Origin of the sequence: Nostoc piscinale CENA21 (assembly GCF_001298445.1) — a bacterium.
In the GTDB taxonomy this organism is placed as follows: Bacteria; Cyanobacteriota; Cyanobacteriia; order Cyanobacteriales; family Nostocaceae; genus Nostoc_B; species Nostoc_B piscinale_A.
The window spans coordinates 1,451,787-1,475,926 of the sequence record NZ_CP012036.1; the positions used below are offsets into that span (position 1 = coordinate 1,451,787).

The 24,140-nt window shown below is 39.7% G+C and carries 21 protein-coding genes and 1 pseudogene; 15 read left to right on the forward strand and 7 right to left on the reverse strand.

All coding sequences use genetic code 11. The annotated features are described in order from the left end of the window. The first annotated feature begins 63 nt into the window (after nt 1-63). The 6 genes from ACX27_RS06420 (at nt 64) to ACX27_RS06450 (ending at nt 11,125) form a co-directional block, all read left to right on the forward strand. Nucleotides 64-1,881 (forward strand): ABC transporter ATP-binding protein, encoded by a 1,818-nt coding sequence (locus tag ACX27_RS06420; protein WP_062289857.1) that lies wholly within the window; start codon nt 64-66, stop codon nt 1,879-1,881. Nucleotides 1,882-2,178: 297 nt separating this feature from the next. Next, nucleotides 2,179-2,616, forward strand: a complete 438-nt coding sequence (locus tag ACX27_RS06425) for a hypothetical protein (protein WP_062289860.1) — start codon at nt 2,179-2,181, stop codon at nt 2,614-2,616. A 25-nt stretch (nt 2,617-2,641) separates the two neighbouring features. Then, nucleotides 2,642-2,920 (forward strand): PEP-CTERM sorting domain-containing protein, encoded by a 279-nt coding sequence (locus ACX27_RS06430; RefSeq protein ID WP_062289862.1) that lies wholly within the window; start codon nt 2,642-2,644, stop codon nt 2,918-2,920. A 96-nt stretch (nt 2,921-3,016) separates the two neighbouring features. Then, nucleotides 3,017-5,719 (forward strand): two-partner secretion domain-containing protein, encoded by a 2,703-nt coding sequence (locus ACX27_RS06435; protein ID WP_235526532.1) that lies wholly within the window; start codon nt 3,017-3,019, stop codon nt 5,717-5,719. Between the two features lie 809 nt (nt 5,720-6,528). After that, a complete protein-coding gene (gene bchH, locus ACX27_RS06445; protein ID WP_062289873.1) occupies nt 6,529-10,242 on the forward strand; it encodes a magnesium chelatase subunit H in 3,714 nt (1,237 codons plus the stop codon). Nucleotides 10,243-10,636: 394 nt separating this feature from the next. After that, nucleotides 10,637-11,125 carry a hypothetical protein gene (locus ACX27_RS06450; RefSeq protein ID WP_144427411.1) on the forward strand — a complete coding sequence of 163 codons (489 nt, stop codon included), beginning with the start codon at nt 10,637-10,639 and terminating at the stop codon, nt 11,123-11,125. A 238-nt stretch (nt 11,126-11,363) separates the two neighbouring features. Here the strand turns inward: ACX27_RS06450 and ACX27_RS06455 are convergent, their stop codons facing one another. The 6 genes and pseudogenes from ACX27_RS06455 to ACX27_RS06475 form a co-directional block, all read right to left on the reverse strand. After that, nucleotides 11,364-12,557, reverse strand: a complete 1,194-nt coding sequence (locus ACX27_RS06455; RefSeq protein WP_062289878.1) for a hybrid sensor histidine kinase/response regulator — start codon at nt 12,555-12,557, stop codon at nt 11,364-11,366. Nucleotides 12,558-12,662: 105 nt separating this feature from the next. Next, entirely contained in the window at nt 12,663-13,136 is a 474-nt protein-coding gene (locus ACX27_RS06460; RefSeq protein WP_062289881.1) for a response regulator, read from the reverse strand. A 3-nt stretch (nt 13,137-13,139) separates the two neighbouring features. Next, nucleotides 13,140-14,909: a sensor histidine kinase gene (locus ACX27_RS30690; protein ID WP_083468682.1), complete on the reverse strand. Its 1,770-nt coding sequence runs from the start codon at nt 14,907-14,909 to the stop codon at nt 13,140-13,142. Nucleotides 14,910-14,927: 18 nt separating this feature from the next. Next, a pseudogene (locus ACX27_RS33450) lies at nt 14,928-15,161 on the reverse strand (CHASE3 domain-containing protein); the annotation flags it as partial. Further along, entirely contained in the window at nt 15,145-15,387 is a 243-nt protein-coding gene (locus ACX27_RS06470) for a CHASE3 domain-containing protein (protein ID WP_062289884.1), read from the reverse strand. The pseudogene ACX27_RS33450 and the gene ACX27_RS06470, both read right to left, overlap by 17 nt. 789 nt (nt 15,388-16,176) lie before the next feature. After that, nucleotides 16,177-16,380 (reverse strand): hypothetical protein, encoded by a 204-nt coding sequence (locus ACX27_RS06475; protein ID WP_062289887.1) that lies wholly within the window; start codon nt 16,378-16,380, stop codon nt 16,177-16,179. Between the two features lie 140 nt (nt 16,381-16,520). Between ACX27_RS06475 and ACX27_RS06480 the strand changes: the two genes are divergently transcribed. Then, nucleotides 16,521-17,045 (forward strand): GNAT family N-acetyltransferase, encoded by a 525-nt coding sequence (locus ACX27_RS06480; RefSeq protein ID WP_062289892.1) that lies wholly within the window; start codon nt 16,521-16,523, stop codon nt 17,043-17,045. Here ACX27_RS06480 and ACX27_RS06485 read toward each other — a convergent pair whose 3' ends face one another. Beyond that, complete coding sequence (locus tag ACX27_RS06485; RefSeq protein WP_062289895.1) at nt 17,046-17,654, reverse strand: class I SAM-dependent methyltransferase; 609 nt, start codon at nt 17,652-17,654, stop codon at nt 17,046-17,048. A gap of 197 nt (nt 17,655-17,851) precedes the next feature. Here ACX27_RS06485 and ACX27_RS06490 point away from each other — a divergent pair, with 197 nt between their 5' ends. From ACX27_RS06490 to proB, 8 genes are all read left to right on the forward strand, one after another. Further along, nucleotides 17,852-18,139, forward strand: coding sequence for a Mo-dependent nitrogenase C-terminal domain-containing protein (locus ACX27_RS06490; RefSeq protein WP_062289898.1), 288 nt, complete (start codon nt 17,852-17,854; stop codon nt 18,137-18,139). 165 nt (nt 18,140-18,304) lie between these two features. Continuing rightward, nucleotides 18,305-18,979 (forward strand): response regulator transcription factor, encoded by a 675-nt coding sequence (locus tag ACX27_RS06495; RefSeq protein ID WP_062289900.1) that lies wholly within the window; start codon nt 18,305-18,307, stop codon nt 18,977-18,979. 162 nt (nt 18,980-19,141) lie between these two features. Then, nucleotides 19,142-19,348, forward strand: coding sequence for a hypothetical protein (locus ACX27_RS06500; RefSeq protein ID WP_062289903.1), 207 nt, complete (start codon nt 19,142-19,144; stop codon nt 19,346-19,348). A gap of 223 nt (nt 19,349-19,571) precedes the next feature. Next, nucleotides 19,572-20,810 (forward strand): GNAT family N-acetyltransferase, encoded by a 1,239-nt coding sequence (locus tag ACX27_RS06505; protein WP_062289906.1) that lies wholly within the window; start codon nt 19,572-19,574, stop codon nt 20,808-20,810. A 72-nt stretch (nt 20,811-20,882) separates the two neighbouring features. Beyond that, entirely contained in the window at nt 20,883-21,350 is a 468-nt protein-coding gene (gene ruvX / locus ACX27_RS06510; RefSeq protein WP_062289909.1) for a Holliday junction resolvase RuvX, read from the forward strand. Nucleotides 21,351-21,480: 130 nt separating this feature from the next. Continuing rightward, nucleotides 21,481-22,053 carry a DUF3727 domain-containing protein gene (locus ACX27_RS06515; RefSeq protein ID WP_062289912.1) on the forward strand — a complete coding sequence of 191 codons (573 nt, stop codon included), beginning with the start codon at nt 21,481-21,483 and terminating at the stop codon, nt 22,051-22,053. 175 nt (nt 22,054-22,228) lie between these two features. Further along, nucleotides 22,229-22,768: a YqeG family HAD IIIA-type phosphatase gene (locus ACX27_RS06520; protein WP_062289915.1), complete on the forward strand. Its 540-nt coding sequence runs from the start codon at nt 22,229-22,231 to the stop codon at nt 22,766-22,768. Nucleotides 22,769-23,013: 245 nt separating this feature from the next. Beyond that, nucleotides 23,014-24,123: a glutamate 5-kinase gene (gene proB / locus ACX27_RS06525; RefSeq protein ID WP_062289919.1), complete on the forward strand. Its 1,110-nt coding sequence runs from the start codon at nt 23,014-23,016 to the stop codon at nt 24,121-24,123. Nucleotides 24,124-24,140 lie beyond the last annotated feature (17 nt).

Here is a 24,140-nt window from a genome sequence, read left to right on the forward strand (position 1 = left end):
GTCATAAGTGAATCTATCTTACTTATCACCCCAACTCGGTGTTTCTACGCTATAAGAATAATAATGGGGACTAAAAAAGTAAGAAACACTCTGCGACAATCTCTGTCTGTCTTTCGCTACAGTGGACGGGCGATAAATTTAGTGTGGACTACCAGCCGTGGTTTAACGCTGAGTTTGGCGACCTTAACTTTAGTAGCTGGACTTTTACCAGCTGCGATCGCCTACATTGGTAAACTGATTGTAGATGCTGTGTTATTGGCGGCGCAAGGTAATGCCGTCGGTGGTTATCACCCTTTATGGTATGTTGGCTTAGAAGCGATCGCAGTTATTTTATTAGCCGGTAGTCAACGCGGTTTGCTTGTTTGTCAATCTTTACTGCGGGTTTTACTCGCTCAACGGGTAAATGTTCTCATCTTAGAAAAAGCCCTGACTTTAGAACTACCCCAGTTTGAAGATTCAGAATTTTACGACAAACTCACCAATGCAAGGCGCGAAGCCTCAGTCCGTCCCCTTTCTCTCGTCAACCGCACATTTGGCTTAGTTCAAAACGCCTTGTCGCTTGTTACCTACGGTGTATTGTTAGTCAAATTTTCCATTTGGGCAGTCATAGTTTTAATCGTAGCAGCCATGCCTGCATTCATTGCCGAAACTAGATTTGCTGGTGAAGCCTTTCGCTTATTTAGTTGGCGTGCGCCGGAAACTCGTCAACAGCACTATATCGAAAATCTCTTAGCACGAGAAGACTTTGCAACGGAAATCAAACTCTACCAGCTAGGAGAAATGCTGTTAGAACGTTACCGCGAAGTTTTTCATCAACTTTTCGGCGAAGACAAAGACTTAACTCTGCGTCGAGGACTTTGGGGATATCTGCTGAGTTTAGTTAGTACTGGTGCTTTTTACATCGCCTACGCTTGGATAGTTTTAGAAGCAGTGGCGGGAAAAATTTCGTTGGGAGATATGACTATGTATCTCACTGTGTTTCGTCAAGGACAATCTACTTTTTCTAACGCCCTGACTTCCATTGGTGGGATGTACGAGGATAACTTATATTTATCTAATCTCTACGACTTTCTTGAAGAGAAAGTTACTCAGCCTTGGGGTTACGCTACCAAAGGTTTATCGCCTCAAGATGGGGTTCGCTTTGAGAATGTCTCTTTTACTTATCCTGGTAGTAATAAACCAGCTTTAAAAAATATCTCTCTACATTTAAAACCAGGAGAAAAACTCGCAATTGTTGGTGAAAATGGTTCCGGGAAAACTACTTTAATTAAACTGCTAACTCGACTTTACACACCAGATTCCGGGCGAATTTTATTAGATGGTTTAGATTTACAAGAATGGGATGTTGATATTTTACGGCGGCGCATTGGTGTAATTTTTCAAAATTTTGTGCGTTATCAATTCACCGTTGGGGAGAATATTGGTGTTGGTGATGTTAAAAATCTCGAAGATAAACATCGTTGGCAAATTGCAGCCCAAAAAGGATTAGCCCATTCTTTTATTGAAAAATTACCGCAAAGCTTTCAAACTCAACTCGGACGCTGGTTTAAAGGTGGACAAGAATTATCTGGTGGACAGTGGCAAAAAATTGCCCTTGCTCGTGCTTTTATGCGAACTCAAGCAGATATTTTAGTGTTAGATGAGCCTACATCGGCTATTGATGCTCAAGCTGAATTTGAAATTTTTAATCATTTTCGTAGCTTGACACAAAATCAAATGGTGTTTTTGATTTCTCACCGCTTTTCTACTGTTAGAATGGCTGACAAAATTGTGGTGATTGAATATGGCGAAGTCAAGGAACAAGGTACCCATGAAGAGTTACTGAAATCTGGGGGAATTTACGCCAAGTTATTTTTATTGCAAGCAGCAGGTTATCAGTAGATTGATAACAGTCTAGACAATTGTTAATTGATTGATAACGATAAATATTTACGTCTAAACTACTTATAAAAATATGTAGATTTGATAAAGTAAATACAAAGATATCTCAAAATACATATCGTATATTTACTTATTTGTGCTTAAATCACAATAATGAAATGCTGCTTTTCATGCAGCAACAACAGGGTTAATACTGAATCGCATAAAGTTCGGTACGCATCTTTAATTATGGGTTTTTCAAATTTTATCTTTGCAATTAATTGCAAAGATTAGTTAAATAATGAGATGAGTTTTTCCATGATTAACAATGCTTTGAAGAAAGTTGCCGGAGCAGCGACATTAATTACTCTTGCAGCTACTATGATGCCAGATGCTGCTCAAGCTCAAAGAGCGCGTTATTCTGGTGCTTCAATGAACGGCCCAGTCGTTACTTTTGATGTAAACACTACTGTTACTGAATCCTTACCTGGTTTAGGCAATGACAATTTAGGATATTTTCTAGGAGCAGTTCAAAATTTTAATATTACAGTGGCTAATTCTGATATAAATAATTTAGCCATTTGTGGTCAAGATCCTTGTCCATTAGGAAACTTAACTGTTAGGAGATTGACGACTGAAACTGGTGGGAATACTATCAGTGATCTGAATATTGATGGTGGATCTGAGGTTACGTTAGATTTCTTAAGGGATTTCTTAGATCCATCTGAATCTGAAATCAATTTTTTTTTCGGGTAACGTCTTGAGGTATGATGTTAGCCTTTTGGCAGGAACACCTAGTAATCAGCCTGACGTAATTTGGTTTATTCAGTCTGATGATTCTAGGCTGATTAATAATTTAACAGGTTTCGGCGGAGTTAATAGAATTTTCGGTATATTTCCTCGTCAGATTAATGGCGGTGGAACATTTGCTATTGACCAGCAAAACAGTAGTCAACCAGTTCCCGAACCATCTACTGTTGCAGCTAGTTTACTGAGTATAGGCGCTTTGGGGATGAGATCGCTACTGCAACACCGCAAGCGCCTGAAAAAGGTGTCCTAACTTTTAACTTTTCCTCAAAAACATAGATCCCCGACTTTTTCAAAAAGTCGGGGATCTATGTCTCTCGATTTTTATGTAGTTTAAGGTGCGATCGCCGTGGTAAAGGTAAACTATCTGATGCGATTTTGGAGATGGAATTGCACGGCAATATTGTGGTTGTTAGCTTGTAACCCAGCTGTTGCAGACATGATTCCAGATAACACCCTCCCTGTAAATACCACTGTCAGCAACTCTGGTAATGTCAGAATGATTGAGGGCGGTACGCTTAGAGGTACAAACCTATTTCACAGCTTTCAAGAATTTTCTTTTTCTGTCAATACTGCTGCAATGACAGGAAATACTGCCTTTTTCAACAATAACTCGGCAGTCAGAAACATCTTTGCACGGGTAACAGGTGGTTCAATTTCTAATATAGATGGCATTATCAGAGCTAACGGCACGGCTAATCTATTTTTAATTAATCCTAGTGGAATTGTTTTTGGCCCCAATGCCAGCTTAAATGTTGGTGGTTCCTTTATTGCCAGTACTGCCAATAGTATTAAGTTTGCTGATGGTAAAGAATTTAGTGCTACAAACCACACTCCTGACCCATTATTAACAGTCAGCATTCCTATAGGTTTAAACTTTAGTTCTACTGTCGGTAGTATTGTTAATCAGTCCCAAGCCAGCCCGAATGGAGAAATGACTGATGCTGATCCTCCTAACCCTATTGGTTTAAAAGCTCCTATTGGTAAAACCTTGGCATTGATAGGAGGTGATGTAGGGATAGAAGGGGGAAATCTGACAACTACAGCAGGCAGAATTGAACTGGGTAGCGTTGGTACAGGTTTAGTTAAACTGACAGAAGTTGAGAAAGGTTACGCCTTTGATTATTCAGGTATACAAGATTTTCGAGATATTCAAGTTTCTCAATTTGCGATTATTTATGGCAGTGGTAATGATGGTAGTGACATTCATTTCCAAGGTAGAAATGTCAACTTGACGGATAGTTCTTTAGTATTTATTAATAGTTTTGAGCGAGGCAGACAAGATAATTTGTCAATTAATGCCATAAATTTAACTATTGATGCAGGTGCATTTCTGGCAACTTTTGCTTTGGGTGAAGGGAATGCTGGAAATATACAAGTGAAAGCTTCAAATATTGTGGAATTGGCAGGTTCAACCCCAGACGGCTTTTTTCCTAGCAGTATAGTGTCTCAAGTTCTAGAGTCAGCTACAGGTAACGCTGGCAGTATCACAATTGATACTAAAAAACTACTCATTAGAGATGGGGCAACTATAGATTCTTCCACTTTTGGGTCGGGTCAAGCAGGAAATATCAGTATCAAAGCTACAAATTCTGTGGAACTGCTTGGCAGAAATCTCATTGATAGTCAGCAGCCTAGTGGAATTTTTGCTCAAGTTGCTCAAGAATCCATAGCGCAATCAACTAATGCCGGAAACTTAAATATTGAAACACAAAAGTTGATTGTTACGGGTGGCGCACAGATAGCCACCTCTGTTCGCAATAATGGTAAAGGCGGTAATATCACGATTCAAGCTTCAGATACAATTCTTGTCAGTGGAACATCTTCGCAAGCTACTGCTTCATTCTCCGATAGTAATCGGAGTGGAATTTTTATCGGTGCTGAGGCTGGCGCTACAGGCGATGTCGGCAATTTGGATATTACAACTGGACTGCTGACTGTGGAAAATGGAGCCAGAATCTCCGCTGCTAATTTTGGTTCTAGTCAAGTTGGTGGTAATGCCAATTTCACTCTGAGACAGTTGGTAGTGCAGAATGGCGGAGAAATTCGTTCTGCTTCTTTTGGGGAAGGGGCGGGGGGAATCTTGAATATCACCGCTACTGATTCGATAGACGTTGTGGGTGCAGCTAATATTGGTGGTGAAAGTGTCATAAGTACTTTGTTTACCGACGCTCAAGCCTCTGGGAAAGCTGGTAATTTAATTATTAATAGCGATCGCTTGTCGGTACGAGATGGCGCAGAATTATCAGTAAGTAGTGAAGGCTCTGGACAAGCCGGCAATTTAGATATCAAAGCTCGGATTGTCCAATTAGATAATCGAGCCAAGTTAATTGCTGAAACAGCTTCTGGTGATGGTGGTAATATCACACTCACATTAAATGAGGTGCTACTTCTACGCCACCAGAGTTTAATCTCCACCACAGCAGGTACTAGATTTGCTGGTGGTAATGGTGGCATCATTAATATCAAAGCTCCATTTATTGTGGCTATCCCCTCAGAAGATAGCAACATCAAAGCCAATGCTTTTACAGGCAACGGTGGTCAAGTTAATATCACCGCCAGAGGCATTTTTGGCATTCAACCACGACAATTTGAAACTTCCACAAGTGATATTACTGCCAGTTCAACTTTTGGTGTGAATGGAGTTATCAACATTAACAACCCTGATGTTGACCCAACTCAAGGTTTAACTACTTTACCTCAAACTGTAGTAGATGTTTCCCAACTAATCGCTCAAGGTTGTGGCGCACCAGCGGGACAGGTAGCCAATCAATTCACCGTAGCTGGACGTGGTGGCTTACCTCCCAGTCCCAATGACAATCTCAATAGCGATGCAGTATGGTTAGACACACGCCGCACTGTAGCCGCAAAGCCACAGCACCAATCACGAACTCCCGCTGTCAAACCATCCAAGACACTTAATAGCCTCTCTCTAGTTCCTGCATCTGGTTGGGTCTTTAACAACAAAGGCGAAGTTACACTTGTCGCTCAGGTCGCTAATTCTGTTCGCGAGAATTTAGGCGTTACCTCTACAGTTTGCCATAGCCGCTAAATGGTAATTAATCGAGCAAATTAAATTAATAAATTCAGTTAATTATTAAAAATTATGCAATTGTTAATTTCCATAAAAAATTGATTAAGCAAAGTTCTTTACATTATCTAATTACAATTTAGCAATCTTATTTGATTTCTAAGTTAGTGCAGAAGAGAGAGCATAGGAATAAATTTGCTTGGGAGGCAGTAAACTTGGTTATCAAAAGATTAAATCACGTTAATGGCTAGTTATTATTTTTTACATTTACTGGTGACATCAAATGATTTGATGATAAATAGTCAACATAATTTCCTCTAGATTTTCAAGCGATCGCCTAGATAGATATTCAAGCGATCGCTCTTCATTCTTATTAAACAACTCGTATAAAAACATTGAACTATTTGAGTTACTTCAACAGTAAACTGACCTTTTATATATAAAAATAATCTTAAATTTTGAGAAATAATTAACCTAGTTAGATACATATCTAATTCTATGTTTCCATCTAAAGCTGAATCAGTTTGAAGTTTTAGATTAAAAGAAAAAAACCATAATACGTACATTTTTTAGTAGCAGTTGCCAAAAAAATTTTGCACTTTACAAAAAAAAAGCCCCCCGGTAGTTAGCCGAGGGATTCTGCAAGTCGGTAATTGTCGCACAAAGACATTCGCGGATATCACCATACCAACTTAGACTTGAGGAAATCTGCCAAAATGCCAAATTATGCAATTCTCGATTCTTCGTGGTGAACTAAAGACAGATGTTTCACAATCAACCCACAACCACGATTAGAATTTAAGTAAAGAAATATTGCGTAGCTTACGGGCATGAAACGGATCGTCTTGATTGCTGGGTTTGAATCATTCAACGCTGACTTATACAGAAAAGCGGCAACTGTAGCTGAATCTCGCTGTCCTGATTTAGACATTCGGGTATTTAGCGATCGCGATATTACCAGTAAGCGTACCGAGGTAGAAACAGCGGTTGATGGTGCTGACGTATTTTTTGGCAGCTTATTATTTGATTATGACCAAGTTGTGTGGTTGCGCGATCGCCTTGCCCAAGTTCCCATCCGGCTTGTGTTTGAGTCAGCTTTGGAATTGATGAGTTTAACCAAGCTGGGAGACTTTGCTATTGGTCACAAACCCAAAGGAATGCCCAAACCAGTTAAATTCATCCTCGACAAATTCAGCAACGGACGCGAAGAAGACAAACTTGCAGGTTACATCAGCTTCTTAAAAATCGGCCCGAAACTTTTAAAGTTTGTTCCAGTCCAGAAAGTTCAAGACTTACGTAACTGGCTAATTATCTATGGTTACTGGAATGCAGGCGGCCCGGAAAACGTTGCATCATTATTCTGGATACTTGCAGAAAAATATTTAGGTCTGAAAGTTGGCGACATTCCCCCACCAGTCGAAACCCCCAATATGGGATTACTCCATCCCGACTACCAAGGGTTTTTTGAAACGCCAAAAGCATATCTAGGCTGGTATCAGCAAATCCCCCGAAAAATTAGCCCCCCTTTTCAAGGGGGGTTGGGGGGATCTAAATATCAAAAGCCAGTTATCGGGATATTGCTTTACCGCAAACACGTCATCACCAAACAACCATACATTCCCCAACTAATTCGCCGCTGTGAAGAAGCTGGCTTAATTCCCTTACCTATATTTATCAACGGCGTAGAAGGACACGTAGCAGTTCGGGACTGGATGACAACCGACTACGAACAGCAACAACGACAACTTAATAACATTGAAACTCCCTCACTTTCTCCAGAAGCAGTTAAAGTTGATGCTATAGTTTCCACCATTGGCTTTCCTTTAGTGGGTGGCCCGGCTGGTTCAATGGAAGCTGGACGACAGGTAGAAGTAGCAAAGCGCATCCTGACTGCGAAAAATGTGCCTTACATTGTTGCCGCACCCTTATTAATTCAAGATATCCATTCTTGGACACGCCAAGGTGTCGGCGGCTTACAAAGTGTAGTTTTATATGCCTTACCAGAACTCGACGGGGCTATTGATACCGTTCCCCTCGGTGGTTTAGTAGGCGAAGATATTTATCTCGTACCTGAACGGGTACAGCGATTAATTGGTAGAGTCAAAAACTGGATTGCTTTACGGCAAACACCAGCATCAGAACGTAAAATTGCAATTATTTTATATGGTTTCCCCCCTGGTTATGGTGCAACTGGCACGGCTGCATTGTTAAATGTGCCTCGCAGCTTAATTAAATTCCTTCACGCACTCAAAGACCAAGGTTATAATATTGGCGACATCCCAGAAGATGGGGAAGAACTAATTCGTCAAGTAAAAGAAACTGATGAGAGGCTAGAGTCTAGTTCTTCCCTAGCCCCTAGTCCCCAGTCCCTAGCCTCTATTCCTAATACTGTTAATGTCAGAAAATTAGAAAAATGGCTAGGATATCTCCGCACATCTCGCGTTGAAAAACAATGGAAATCTTTAACAGGAAGCGGGATTAAAACTTATGGCGATGAACTGCACATTGGTGGAGTGCAGTTAGGAAATGTTTGGATAGGTGTCCAACCACCGTTAGGTATTCAAGGCGACCCGATGCGGTTAATGTTTGAACGCGATTTAACACCCCATCCCCAATATGCCGCTTTTTATAAATGGTTGCAAAATGAATTGCAAGCTGATGCTGTGGTTCACTTTGGGATGCACGGTACAGTGGAATGGTTGCCGGGTTCGCCTTTGGGAAATACAGGTTATTCTTGGTCGGATATTTTGTTAGGCGATTTACCTAATCTATATATATATGCGGCGAATAATCCTTCGGAGTCAATTTTGGCAAAGCGTCGCGGTTATGGGGTGTTAATTTCGCACAATGTACCGCCTTATGGTCGTGCAGGTTTGTATAAGGAGTTGGTGGCATTGCGCGATTTAATTGCAGAGTATCGAGAAGATCCGAAAAAGAATTATGTGTTGAAGGAAGGGATTTGTAAAAAGATTATTGATACGGGTTTAGATGTTGATTGTCCGTTTGAGGATGCGAAAAAGTTGGGCATTCCTTTTACGCCAGAAAATATCAGGATGTTTAGTGGTCATGCTTTTGATGATTATTTGGTGAAGTTGTACGAATATTTGCAAGTATTAGAAAATAGGTTGTTTTCTTCTGGGTTGCATACTTTGGGTGAAGCACCGAATGAGGAGGAGATGGCGGCTTATTTGGGGGCTTATTTTGGTAGCGAATCACAAAAACAGGGAGAGAAAGAAATTAGAGATTTATTAATGCAAACTACAGATGAGTTAACAAATTTGTTGCGGGGGTTGAATGGGGAGTATATTCCGCCTGCGCCTGGTGGTGATTTGTTGCGTGATGGTGCTGGGGTTTTGCCGACGGGGAGGAATATTCATGCGTTAGATCCTTATAGAATGCCTTCACCTGCGGCGTATGAAAGGGGTAGGGAAATTGCCCAGAAAATTATCGCCCAGCATTTACAAGAACATGGGAAATATCCTGAGACGGTGGCGGTGTTGTTGTGGGGTTTAGATGCAATTAAAACCAAGGGTGAATCTTTAGGAATTCTGCTGGAATTAGTTGGTGCTGAACCTGTAAAGGAAGGGACTGGCCGAATTGTTCGTTATGAATTAAAACCCTTGGCTGAGGTGGGACATCCGCGTATTGATGTGTTGGGTAATTTGTCGGGAATTTTCCGCGATAGTTTTGTAAATATCATCGAATTGTTGGATGATTTGTTTTTCCGTGCTGCTGAGGCGGATGAACCAGAAGACCAGAATTTTATTAAGAAACACGCTTTAACTTTGAAGGCGCAAGGTGTAGAAAATGCTTCGGCGAGATTATTTTCTAATCCTGCGGGTGATTTTGGTTCTTTGGTAAATGATAGGGTGGTGGATGGTAATTGGGAATCTGGGGAAGAGTTAGGTAATACTTGGCAAAGCCGCAATGTGTTTAGCTACGGGAGACAAGATAAAGGCCAAGCTAGACCAGAGGTGTTGAATCAGTTGTTGAAAACGAGCGATCGCATCGTCCAAGAAATTGATTCGGTAGAATATGGTTTAACCGATATTCAAGAATATTACGCCAACACTGGCGGTTTGAAAAAAGCAGCCGAAAAACAAGGCGGTAAAAAGGTAACTACCAGCTTCGTCGAAAGTTTCTCGAAAGACACCACCCCCCGCAATTTAGATGATTTGCTGCGGATGGAATATCGCACAAAATTGCTAAACCCTAAATGGGCGCAAGCAATGGCAAATCAAGGTTCTGGCGGTGCTTATGAAATTTCGCAACGGATGACAGCCTTAATTGGTTGGGGTGGTACTGCTGATTTTAAAGATGATTGGGTATATGACCAAGCCGCAGATACCTATGCTTTAGACCCAGCAATGGCAGAGAAATTACGCCAAGCCAACCCCGAAGCTTTCCGCAATATTATTAGCAGAATGCTAGAAGCATCTGGGCGCGGCTTCTGGCAAGCTGATGCAGATAAATTAGATAAATTGCGTCAGTTATATGAGTTAACTGATGAACAATTGGAAGGTGTGACAAGTGTTTACTATTAATATATGTTTATTGATATTACATAAATCGCTTTAGTAAGCATAAATGTTTGAGAACTTTTCCCGGCGGCATCATTTAGACAAACCCACGTATGACTTAAAGTATAAATATGTGCCACCAGCGTTTCGGATAGACATATATAAAATTATTAAGGAAAATTGTGAATCTGCTATTAGCGAGTACACCATTTATAGGGATAGCTCTGTTAGTGTTAATAAGTCCACTGTTCGCTTTTATGAGATTGAAGAAATAGAAGAAAGGTATAACTCAGATTATTTCATACAGATGATGCTGGATTTAGAGTGACATGAAATGTTGTCATTAGTGGAGTACCTGATTCACGAATATCCATACTTGAAGACAGAAACAGTTAATCATTTGTTTGAGTATCATAATGTGGGTTATCGAGTAGAACAAAACAATTCACATTATCCAGGTACAGCAAAAGTTGTAGTTTATTATGATGAACTCCTTGCTGATAATGACAAAATTCTAAATAGCGATATTCCTTATCAATCAGTTATTGAATCTATACAGGCGGCAAAAAAGTATTTGAGCGACCCACAGAATATTGATATTGCCAATTCAATTCTCTCATCAATTAAAGCAGTAAAAGGGTATTTAAAAGGATATTTCAAATCACATGGTAAGAATCCAGCAACTTTAGATGACTGTATTAAAGAACTACAAAAACAGAAAGTGTGTCCAGAAGAAATTATAATAAAACCGCTCAAGAGTCTTTATATCTATCGCCATCGAACTGAAAATGTAGCTCATGGTTCCCCTTTAACTGCTGAACTGTCAAACGAAGATGCTTTACTATGTAATGAAATGGCTATTTCTTTGATAAACTACTTTCATAGAAAATTCACTGTGAGTTGTTAAATAGCTAAATCTAGCAAGCCCTCACTATTGAATGCTCGTAATTGTTTCTTGTGAGAATATAAAGCTGTTTACCATTATTTATGTACTGGCTTGTTTAATTATAAACTTTGCCTATCACTATTTTAACTGCTCTTCAGCTATTTGAATTTTTATTCATCTCTCTCGCCATCCTAAATGATTTACAAATATCTATCTCCCTTGTCTACCTTGTCTCTCTAAATAAAGTCTCTTTTTCATACTATTCACTCTTACCACTGTAATTTAACGGCAGTTTAACTATTACCGTAGTCCCCACATCCTGTTGGCTTTCTAGGTTAATTTCACCACCATGTAAGTCTACACACTTTTTCACCATTGCCAGCCCTAGACCTGTTCCTTGAATTCTACGCGCATTACTCGCCCTGTAAAAAGTTTGAAATAAATTAACTTGGTCTGTTTCTGGAATCCCTATTCCCTCATCTTTAACCTGAAAAATTGCCATATCACCTTCAAAGGTTAAATTAAACCAAATATTACTTTGTGGTGGAGAATATTTCACAGCATTGGAAATTAAATTAGTCAAAATACAATAAATTAATTCCTCATCCATATAAATTAAATTACATTCTCCTGCATTATTAAAAATAATATTTTTCTGCCCAGCCGCTTTCATTTGCATTACTTCCGTAATTTCTTGACAAAAGCTAATCAAATTTAAAGGTGCAGGTTTATATTCTAATTTGGCAGTTTCACTTTTACTGAGAAATAAAACTTCATCTAATAGCTGCAACATGTGGTTGAGAGCATCTTGCACACGCTCGAAATAAATATTTCTTCGCGCCTCATCCATATTATTGTGATTTTGCAGAATATCTATAGCAGTCCTAATTGTAGTCATCGGGTTACGAAACTCATGGGAAACCATCGCCACAAAGTTAGACTTTAACTCATTGAGTTGTTGTTCTTTTACTAATGCTTGACGGCTTATTTCTTCACTTTCTCGTAACTTATTGAGAATTTCTTCTCGTTCAATAGCATAGCGAATAGCCCGTACTAATCGCTGAATGGTAATTTGGTCTTTGACTAAATAATCTTGAGCGCCTTCTGCTAAAGCTTGCATTGCTAATTCTTCATCATCAAGTCCTGTTAAAACCACTACAGGAATATCTGGAACTGCGGCTCGATAAGCCTTTAAAGTATCTAGCCCAAAAGAATCTGGTAATCCCAAGTCCATCAAAACTACATCAAATTTATGTGGTTGAAAACTTACATTTTCCAAATGATTTACTGTAAGATTATTCTCTGATAAACTTAAATTTATCGCTTCAGATAATTGTTCAACATGCACCATTTCTAGTTTATGTTGAACGGTATGAGAAAATATTTGATGTAATAGTTTGGCATCACTAGGACTATCCTCTACCAGCAGAACACGAATTATTGTTTTTTGCATAAAGCATAAAATATATTTATATAAATTGCTGCAATGAGCATCAGATTTTTTCACTGTGAAAACAATGCTCAATCATAATCGATATTGGACAATATAGAGGAATACTTATAAGATGGATAAATCTGGTGGTAGAGTAACTGCCGTTAACCAAAAATCTTTAATTAAATCCACAACCTCAAGAAACTGATAAACATCAAGAGGTTTGGTTACATAACAGTTAGCACTGAGATGATAAGAACGTAGTATGTCTTGTTCATCTGCGGAAGTAGTCAGGACAACCACCGGAATATGTTTCAATTTGGGATCAGATTTAAGTTCTGTCAGCACTTCTCGTCCATCCATCCCTGGTAAATTCAAATCCAGTAAAATTAAATCGGGACGTGGAGCATTAGCAAACTCTCCTTGCTGGTGTAGATAATTCATTGCCGTTTCACCATCTTCTACCCAGTGCAAGTTATTGGGAATTTTGGTATTTACGAAGCCTTTCATAGTGAGATTAGCATCGCTGGGAGAGTCTTCAACTAGCAAAATTTCAACACACCGATATACTTGAGTCTTTTCAATACTGTTATTAACCATATATTACACGTCTTTATCTAAACTTTCTGGGGTAGCTGATTCATGAAGGGTAAAGTAAAACGTTGTACCCACTCCTAACTGAGATTCAGCCCATATATGACCATTGTGACGCTCAACTATTTTTTTACAGATAGCCAAACCAATTCCTGTACCTGAAAATTCGCGCCGGGTATGTAGACGACGAAAAATTTCAAAAATCCGGTTAAGATACTGAGATTTAACGCCAATACTGTTATCTTGTACAGAAAATAACCAAATTTCATGGTTTTGAGTCAAACATTCTTCATCTAAAGCCTTCCACCCCTGCACCCCCACTCCCTCACTCTTCTCTACTATCGCTGCACTTATATGAATTTGTGGTGTTACATCTTTGCGGCGAAACTTGATGGCATTACCAATTAAATTTTGAAATAATTGGATTAACTGAGTTTTATCTGCAAGCAGGTTGGGTAATGGCTCATGAGTGATGACAGCTTGACTTTCTGCGATCGCTACCGATAAATTACTCAAAGCCTCCCTCAGCACAACATTGCAGTCAGTCAGCGTAAATATTCGACCTCTGGTACCTATCCGAGAATAAGCCAGCAAGTCTTGAATCAACTGCTGCATTCGTCTCGCACCATCAATAATGTAATCTATATATTCTTGGGCAGAATCATCTAACCTCTCTCGATATTCCTCTACTAATAATTGACTATAGCCAGTTACAGCCCGTAACGGTTCTTGCAAATCATGAGAAGCTACATAGGCAAACTGTTCTAATTCTTGATTCGAGTTTCTTAGTTCCTCATTTAGTTTTTCTAATTCGGCTGTACGTTCCTGAACTTTAATTTCTAGTTCGGCTTTGGCTTGTTGTAGTGCTTCTTCTGCGAGTTTGCGGTCTGTAATATCAGTATGAGTTCCTATCCACTCCTGAATTTGGTTGTCAGCATCTAATATAGGAACTCCCCTCACAGCAAAAAATCGATAATTACCATCAGCGACTCGCACACGATGTTCCAACTTATAAGGACTTTTCCATTCTCTAGCCTGATTCCATAAAAACAGAGAAAGCTCTCGGTCTTGAGGATGAATTGCATTCAGCCATCCCCATACTTGAAGTTCTTCCTGAGTTTGACCTGTTAAAGCTATCCATGAGGAATATTCTTTAGGAAAACCCTGAGCATCAGTTAACCACACTGCTTGAGATGTCGCTAGTACCAATGAACGATATCGTTTTTCACTGTTTTCTAAAGCCAGTTCTGCCAACTTGCGCTGCGTAATATCTTGAAAGAAAATTGATAACCCTTCTTGGCTAGGATAAATGCGATTTTCAAACCAGCGATCCCACGGTGGATAATACTCTTCAATCTGAATTACTTTTTGTTCGGACACAGCTTGGTAATAAGCATGATAAAACTTCTGTCCCACACCTTCGGGAAACTCTTCCCAAATATTTTTGCCAATTAAATCTTCTGGACGACGATTGAAAATTTGTCCCGCCCTTTGATTCACGTAGGTATAACACCAATTAGCATCTAAAGCCACAAAAGCATCTGTTACAGTTTCTAAAAGATTTACCAGCTTTGCTTTAGCTGCTTGCTGTTCTAAAAGAATCGCTTCTGCTGACAAAACTTTATTAATTTGAATTTGCTTTTGTAGTAAAAAATAAACTCCTACTATCAGAAAAGAACTTAAGCCATATCCCAAAACCACTACAAAAATAATTTGGCGAACCCCTACATCTGTGTTTGCTATCCGCTGTTGTAATAGTTTTTTTTCTTCCCTCTCCATTACTTGCGTAATATTTTTAATTTGATTATCAGTATTTACAGACTGATTATTTTTAGCAACTTCAATAGCTTTATCTAAATTTTGTTGCTCAAAAACTGCAATAGATATCTGTAATAAGCAAAGTTTTTGGTTAATTTTAAGTTCAAGTTGTTGAATTTTATCTTGTTGCTTGAAGTTATCTATAGTTAAATTTCTAATAATTTGAATTTGTTGTACTAACTTTTGTATTTCTTGCTCATAAATTTTTTTTATATGTTACCTGACTGGTGAATATGTAGCTGCTATATGCGGTTTCTATATTCCTCAGATACATGTGCAGATGATCTAAGTTGTCTAGAACTCGCTGAGTATGAATCACCCAGTTACTTTCTTTAGTTAAACTCTGAAAACTGGCATAAGAAATTACACCAACACCACACAGCAATAATAATGCCAAAGAAAAACTGACTGCAACAAATTTTGCTGAAAGTCTATTCATGAGCAACTCGCAAGATTGCAAATGATAATTGAAAAAGAATTAAGGAGTCAGAATCAATGAACAGAGGATTCAGATACGCCACTCATTGTAGACCGCTAAATCTTCTCCTATCGGAGAGGATACGTGTAGCTTGCTTCCCTGTAGGGGTATGATTAGCGTGGGTCTTAAACCCATTTATTCATCAGCCAGTCGTACACAATTCATTTTGAGTTCTGACTCCTGACTCCTGAATTTTATTTCGATAATATTTAGTCTTTATAACTCATTAAAGATGCTATGAATCAAATGATACATCCATTAAGTATAAATTTCATTCAAGTTTTGTGTATATTTAAGATTTATATTTAAATTTGGTATTGATAGGTAAAGGTTAGGATTTACACAAAACAGAACCTTGTATTTTCTGAAAATTTGGTGTTTTGACCGCTTAATTATGTATATTAAAATCTATGTCCAATGGTATATGACAAAATAAATTTTATACTGTAAAGCCTAGTTTCTTGTTTATACCTTATTTACCCAAAATACGTACGCCGCAAATATAAAAATTGAGTGAGTAATCAGCTTTTTATCGCTTATACTCACTCAATTTATGCTGACTCAAAATTATCAGATAATTTCTATCAGACTATTGATTTCACCCATATCTAGCTGAGAGACTATTTATAAAGTAAATCTGAATTAGGGTGTGTTAAGCACTGTTATATATTTTGCGATTAATTAGCTCAAAATCTGCGCCTAACACACCCTCAGAGTATTTTATTTTTACCTGATAAATAACCCCGAAAATTAACGAGATTCAGTACCTTGATTGGGGCTACCTGCTACATCATCTTCGCCTGGTGCTTCTGGTCTAGCAGTCTTTCTCGCATCAGACTGCGAAGCATCACCAGTTTTGCGAATATCTTCTTGTAAAGGGGTTTGATAACCACCAGAAGCTGTAGGGGTAGTATCTTGATTGTTAGCAGACTTTTGTTTTTGTTCTTCAGCCATAACGATAAACTCCTATGATTAACTCTTGGCTTTATTGTAGGAATATTAAGAATGTAAAGTTATCTATCTAAAATATGGTTATGACTTAATGTTGACTCTGCCATAAGTATTATTTAATTTTTTAAAAAACAAATAAATTCATGTACAGCCAAAATTTATCATTACCCTCTGGATGTGTTCTGCGTCAGGCAACTTCAACTGACAAGTGGTCAATTCGCTCATTAGTGTTGTCGGCTAAACTTGACCCTACTCAATTGCGCTGGCAACAGTTCTATGTGATTGAGTGTGAGGGTAATTTAATTGCTTGCGGACAACTGCGTAATTTTCCAGGCGCACAAGAACTTGGTAGTTTGGTGGTTAAATCAACTTGGAGAGGTCGTGGTTTAGGTAGTTTGCTCACTCAGCATCTTATTAGTCAAGCTACACAACCACTATATTTAGAATGTTTGGGTGAGCAATTGTCACAGTTTTATAGTCGTTTTGGTTTTGTAAAAGTTGCTTTCGATAATCTACATCCATCTCTTCAGCCTAAATTTCGCGTCTCGCAATTGGCGAAAAAACTGTTACGAGTACCTGTCGTGTTTATGAAATATCAGGGGAGTGGGAGATCAGAGGACAAGGGGGACAAGGGAGATGAAGGAGAAAGACAAATCAATTACTGTTGACTATTTAACAAAAATTGTGAGCAGAACAGGCCCTAATAAGTAATGATGACTGACACAAGTAAGTCCAGAAGCAGAACCCAAAGTTTCTCTTTGTTTGGGACTGTAAAAACGGACTCCTAAAGGAGAAATTGGCAGTTTTTTAAGTTCTAGTTCTTGTTTAAAAGTAAAGTCAACTAAGTAAAAGCGTCCGCCGGGAGTTAGGACTCGCGCTACTTCACTGAGAACTTTTTGCGGTTCTAAATAATGTAAAAAGCTAATAGTGCTGAACACAGCATCAAATTGACCTTCCCCAAAGGGTAGAGATTCAGCATTACCCTCAATATAAATTAAACGTGGATGGTGGCGGTTGCTAATTCTCGCCATTCTTAACATATTTGGTGATAAGTCTAAACCTGTACCACGCAAGTCAGGAAATTTGGTGGCGAGGCGTTCTAATAAGCGTCCAGTTCCACATCCCAAATCAAGGACTTTGACTTGCTCTGATAAGTCAACATATTCTAATAGCCTTTGGTGAATAGCTCGATAAAATACTGAGGGAAATGTCCAATCGTAGCTAAAAGCCCAGTTGTTAAAGAGAGATTTCTTGTTAGCAAAGAAATTTTCTGTCATTGGTTTGCACTTTTGTAACAGCGATATCTAGCCTAACGTGCAGTATCACGAGTGTGGGAACTCCATCAATGATTCCGAAATCTAAAAACTTAGATATGTATTTAAAGATGTGACACGAAAAGATGATCTGTGAGTGTAGCAGCCTCAAGCGATCGCTTCATCATATTTATCTATATTTAATCTTCCGGTAAATTACTATGACATCTATAACTTTGCTTCATTTACACAAAGATTTCTTACAAAAAGTTAGTAAATGGTTAGAAAGTAGAGAAATTAATAACATTCAATTAGCTCATTTTGTGTGCAAAGTGATACCATCACAATGTCCCTTTGAAAGAGATGTGACTTTATTTGGACGGAAACTGTTTCACATTCCAGCAATGTGTAAACTTAATCCCTTCTATGAGCAATTAGTAAGTCTGCGTTTTCGAGCTTTGTGTTATCTTGCTGATGAATGTGGTGAAGATGTAAATGTTTATTGCTAAACTTTGAAAGTCACAAATCTCAGCCATCGGTAATTACAGACATACACTTGTTATCTGCTTTAATCTATACTAAGCTATTTTAGGACTAATTAGACATACATCAAACTAGTTCTCGATCTGTGTCCATTACTGCCTTCCCTTGCTGAAATTATTAACATCATCAATATGACGCACATCTTACTTGTAGAAGATGAGGTCAAACTGGCGCGATTTATCGAATTGGAACTGAATTACGAAGGTTATCAAGTCAGTGTCGCCTACGATGGATTAACTGCCCTGACTGCGGCGCGAGAGTTACATCCAGATTTAGTTATTTTAGATTGGATGTTACCAGGGTTATCAGGTCTAGAGATTTGCCGCCGTTTGCGGAGTACTGGAGACAAAGTTCCAGTCATATTATTAACTGCGAAAGATGAAGTCAGCGATCGCGTCGCTGGTTTAGACGCGGGTGCTGATGACTATGTAGTTAAACCATTCAGTGTTGAAGAACTATTAGCCAGAGTCCGCGCTCATCTGCGCCGCAATCAAGAAGCCGATGCAGCCGACATCTTAGAATTTGAAGACCTCAGCTTAAATCGCCGTACCAGAGAAGTGTATCGCGGTAATAGATTAATTGAATTAACTGCCAAAGAATTTGATTTGCTGGATTATTTGCTATCCCATCCCCGACAAGTAATTACCCGCGATCGCATTTTAGAAGAAGTTTGGGGTTACGACTTCATGGGCGATTCCAACATCATCGAAGTTTACGTCCGCTACCTGCGCCTCAAACTTGAAATCAACAATGAAAAGCGCCTCATTCAAACCATCCGAGGCGTTGGCTACGTACTGCGTGAGTAGAAGTATGAAGTGTGAAGGTTTGTAAAGGACACCCTAGCCCATAACCCCTAGCCCCTAGCCTCATTGCAAACAACCGTTAAACTTCATTGCAAAATAAAAAGGTAATTCGAGCAACATGATAAGTTTGATGATGTGAATCAACAGTGCGATAAGGAGAACACAGTGGCAACGGAATCTAACTTACTAACGGGCAAAGCTGTACAAAACGAAGATTTTAGTGAATATGTCGCTCATTTACAGCTACACATGACGCTACAAGCTCGCAATCTGGTTCCAACCCTCAAGCATTCTGTGGAAGATAGTAGACAACAACTACTCCATCAAACCCAAGCCAACTTTGAAAAGTTAATTTCTCGGCAAGGTTTGTAAATATAGGAAATTTAACGAAAAGTCAAATAAAATAAAAGCAGGTATTTTTGGGTTAACGCCAATAGCGTACTCATCTAACCTGCTTTTTTTGCTTTTGTAAGTATTTAATCAAAAAAATCAATCTTTTGAAGCAATAGCCAGCAACGGAAAGCCGTTAAAATTGTTATTGCAACAGTTCCACCCACGAGCAGTTAGTTAAGGCTAAATGGCCGCTTGAATCAAAATGACTTCATTACTTCCTCGAAATCTCAGCGTTGTCATCCGGCCAGTCCACTATCGGGATCTGGATGGAATTGAGCGATTAACACAAGAGTCATTTGCCGCCACGACTTTGGAAGGCTCTAACTCTGCCGAGCGCCAAATGCAATCGCTCCGTCGTTGGTACGGCTTACTTAAATTTTTAAGCTGGTTCCCTAATCCACTCCAGTATCGTTTCTGCGCTTATGTGGCCGAACAAGGGCGAATGCTGTTGGGAATGATTCAAGTATCACCATTCAACCGCACTCGCAGTACTTGGCGCATTGATAAGGTGGTGCTAGATCGGGCTGCGGATAAACAAGGAATTGGCTCACAATTGCTGCGCCATTGCTTTGAGTCGATTTTAGAAGCGCGGACTTGGCTATTAGAAGTAAATATTAATGATATAGAAGCATTAGCCCTGTATCGCCAAAATGGATTTCAACGTTTAGCAGAAATTACCTATTGGAAAATAGAAGCCGATTTATTGGCTGAATTGGCACAAGCAGAACCAGATTTACCGAATTTGCTGCCAGTAAGTAACGCTGATGCCCAGTTGCTTTATCAACTAGATACAGCATCGATGCCGCCTTTGGTACGGCAAGTCTTTGACCGCAACACCCGTGATTTTAAAACCAGTTTATTTGGTGCGTTGACCGATGCTGTCAAGCAATGGCTAACTAAAACAGAAGTTGTCAGTGGTTACGTGTTTGAACCGCAACGCAAAGCTGCTATTGGCTATTTTCAAGTACAGCTTGACCGCAAAGGTGAAACTCCCCATGTGGCAACACTGACAGTTCACCCTGCTTACACTTGGTTGTATCCAGAGTTGCTTTCGCAATTGGCACGCATAGCGCAAGACTTTCCCCAACAAGGTTTGCGACTGGCTTCTTTAGACTACCAACCGGAAAGAGAAGAATATTTAGAACGGATCGGCGCAAAACGCACTGAACATACTTTGATTATGTCGCGTTCAGTTTGGCACAAACTCCGAGAATCAAAATTTGTCTCCTTAGAAGGGATTCAATGGACAGATGTGCTGCAAGGTTTACAACCAGCACGTAAACCCATACCAGGAGGAATGTCTTGGGTAAAAACTGGACAGCAGCCATCTTCAGAAATACCAGTGCCAAGTAAATCAGAATCTATTGGCTTTAAATGTAACAATTGTCATACAGAGCCATCTTGCCACAATGAATCAGTTGATGGTCAACAGGAAAAGTAGTAAAAGCTTCACTGGTGCAGAGTAGAAGATGAATATCTCAGACTCTGCACCCACGACTCGGCACGGTTAATAATGGATAAAAAACAGTATATTTCAGCACTAGGATTAGATATCGGACGAAAGCGAATTGGTGTAGCAGGGTGCGATCGCACCGGTTTAATTGCTACAGGAATTACAACAATTGAACGCTCATCTTTTGAGCGCGACGTTGAGCAGTTCCAAAATCTCGTGACTGAACGTCAGGTAGAAATTTTAGTTGTTGGTTTACCTTATTCAATGGATGGTTCTTTGGGATTTCAGGCTCATCAGGTGCAGAAATTTGCCACTAAACTGAGTAAGGCTCTCAAACTGCCCATAGAATATGTTGATGAGCGCCTCACCTCTTTTCAAGCAGAGCAAATGCTCATCGCCGAGAATCTCTCACCATCGCGTCATAAAGGTTTAATTGACCGCAAAGCAGCAGCATTGATTTTACAACAATGGTTAGATTCTCGACGCTCTGCCCCAGTTAAAATGCTGTCGAGTATGGATAGCTTTTGACGTGATATTCTGAAAGCAATTACTGAGCAGTTGTGTCTAAATGTGAAACTATTAGCTTGGCATTATTTGTCATTTAACAGGAAAGCAATATTCACAGTTGCGGGTAAAGATAAAGTTTAACTAATCGGCTATGTTTCCTTCTCCATTTTCTGAAGATAACGATCGCGATCACACAGGTTCCATCACCTTGACTGATGAAACAGGGCGAACCCTCGAATGTTATATAGAACATTCGCTCTCTGTAGATGGACAAGAATACGTCTTACTGCTTCCTGTGGACTCACCCATAGAAATTTTCGCTTGGGAAGGTGACGACGAAGAAGAAGAAGCCGTTTTAGTAGAAGATGATGCTATCCTTGACGAAATTTTTGGTACCGCCCAAGCAGTTTTATCCGAGCAGAACCTAATTCTGAAAAACACAGCTTACGCTTTGACAGTTGCGGGTGAACTACCAGCTGTAGATGAGTCGGAACTTTTTACATTAGAAATCGAAGACGACGAAACCGATTTAGAGCCAGAACAACTACAGCTACTCGCCAGCTTCTATCATGAAGAACAGGAGTACGCTATTTATACTCCCCTTGATCCACTGCTGTTTTTTGCCAGAATCACTAAAGATGGTGAACCGGAATTACTTTCTCCCGAAGAATTTCGCCAAGTGCAACCACTCCTAGAAGAACAACTTTTTAACGAAGTGGAATAAAATCTGCTCAAAATTGAAAATAAAAATGTCTCATTTTTAGACAAGGTTTTAGAGTCGGGTGCAGGGGTATAAGGGTGTAAGGGTGTATGTATTCAACATCCTTATACCCCCTGCACCCATTCTCAACAATGCTCTTGCTTGAGAGCATTTCTTATTGTGATCTTGAAAATTATCTATGACTTGGAACAATCTCTTACAGCCTGACTTGATTTTACACGGTTCAATTTTGCAATTGACTCAAGAAGTTATTCAACAATATGGGCTGAAGGGACTTGTCTTAGATGTGGATGAAACACTAGTTCCTTTCACAGTGGGGACTCCTTCGCCAGAGTTGAGGCAATGGGTAGAAGAAATCCGTGTCAATGTTGACTTGTGGTTGGTGAGCAATAACTTAAGCGAAGCTCGCATTGGCAGTATTGCCCGTGCTTTGAATTTACCTTATTACTTGGGTGCAGCCAAGCCCTCTCGCCGCAAAATTAGAGCCGCTCTACAAGCAATGGATTTACCAGCACATCAAGTAGGAATGGTGGGCGATCGCTTGTTTACCGATGTTTTAGCTGGTAATCGCCTGGGAATGTTTACAATTCTCGTAGAACCGATTATTCATCCTGATGCTGCACTGCGTTCTCATCCCGTCCGAAATTTTGAAGTCTGGATTTCTGAAATCCTGGGAGCCTCTATCACACCTAAACGCAGCATTGTTAACAAAAAGTAACAAATCGTCAGGAAAGTAAAGCTAAAGAAATAATTAAGGATGAAATAGAAACAGAGAAAATGGGAGATTATAAGTATTAATAACATGGGGTCAGCTAATAAAAGACCCTAGTAAATAGCAAATAACTATAAACTAGTAAAGCGTCAGCCTTCACTTATAGAAGGATTGGCGCTTTACTTTTTTGTGCTTAGTCATTTGTCCTTAATGACAATGACTAATGAACATTGACCAATGACCAATGACCAATGACCAAAACGATTGTCGTCAAAATAGGCACTTCTAGCCTGACTCAACCTGAAACCGGGCAATTAGCACTTTCTACGATCGCAACTTTAACCGAAACACTTTGTCATTTAAGACAGCAGGGCAATCGTGTTATTTTAGTTTCCTCTGGTGCGGTGGGTGTGGGCTGTGCCAGATTAGGCTTAACCGAACGTCCAAAAGCGATCGCCCTCAAACAAGCAGTAGCCGCAGTTGGTCAAGGCAGGTTAATGCGGATATATGACGATTTATTTACTACCTTGCAACAACCCATCGCTCAGGTTTTGCTAACGCGCAGCGACTTAGTGCAGCGTAGTCGTTACCTCAACGTTTACAACACCTTTAAAGAATTGTTAGGGCTGGGTGTAATTCCCGTAGTTAATGAAAACGATACAGTAGCTGTTGAGGAACTGAAATTTGGTGATAATGACACCCTTTCGGCATTAGTAGCGAGTTTAGTCGAAGCAGATTGGCTATTTTTACTCACCGACGTAGATAGATTATATTCAGCCGATCCCCGTTCTGTACCCGATGCCAAACCCATTGCCTTGGTGAGTAATATTAAAGAATTGGCGCAATTGCAAATCCAAACAGGTGGTCAAGGCTCACAATGGGGTACTGGTGGGATGGTAACAAAAATCTCCGCCGCACGAATTGCGATCGCTGCCGGAGTGCGAACGGTAATTACTCAAGGGCGATTTCCCCGCAACCTCGAAAAAATTTTACAAGGGGAACCTTTAGGAACGCACTTTGAACCGCAACCAGAACCCACATCGGCCAGAAAACGCTGGATAGCTTACGGACTTGTGCCGACAGGAAAATTGTACTTAGATCAAGGTGCGATCGCTGCTATCTCCCAAGCTGGAAAATCATTATTAGCCGCAGGTATCAAAACACTAGAAGGAGAATTTGACACCCAAGACGCTGTGCAATTATGCGACACCAACGGTAACGAAATAGCCAGAGGATTAGTAAACTACAGCAGCGATGAACTACAAAAAATCTGCGGGCGACACTCTAGAGAAATTCCCGAAATTTTGGGATATGTGGGCGCAGATACCGTGGTGCATCGAGATAACTTAGTTTTGACTTAAATAGAATTAGGATATCG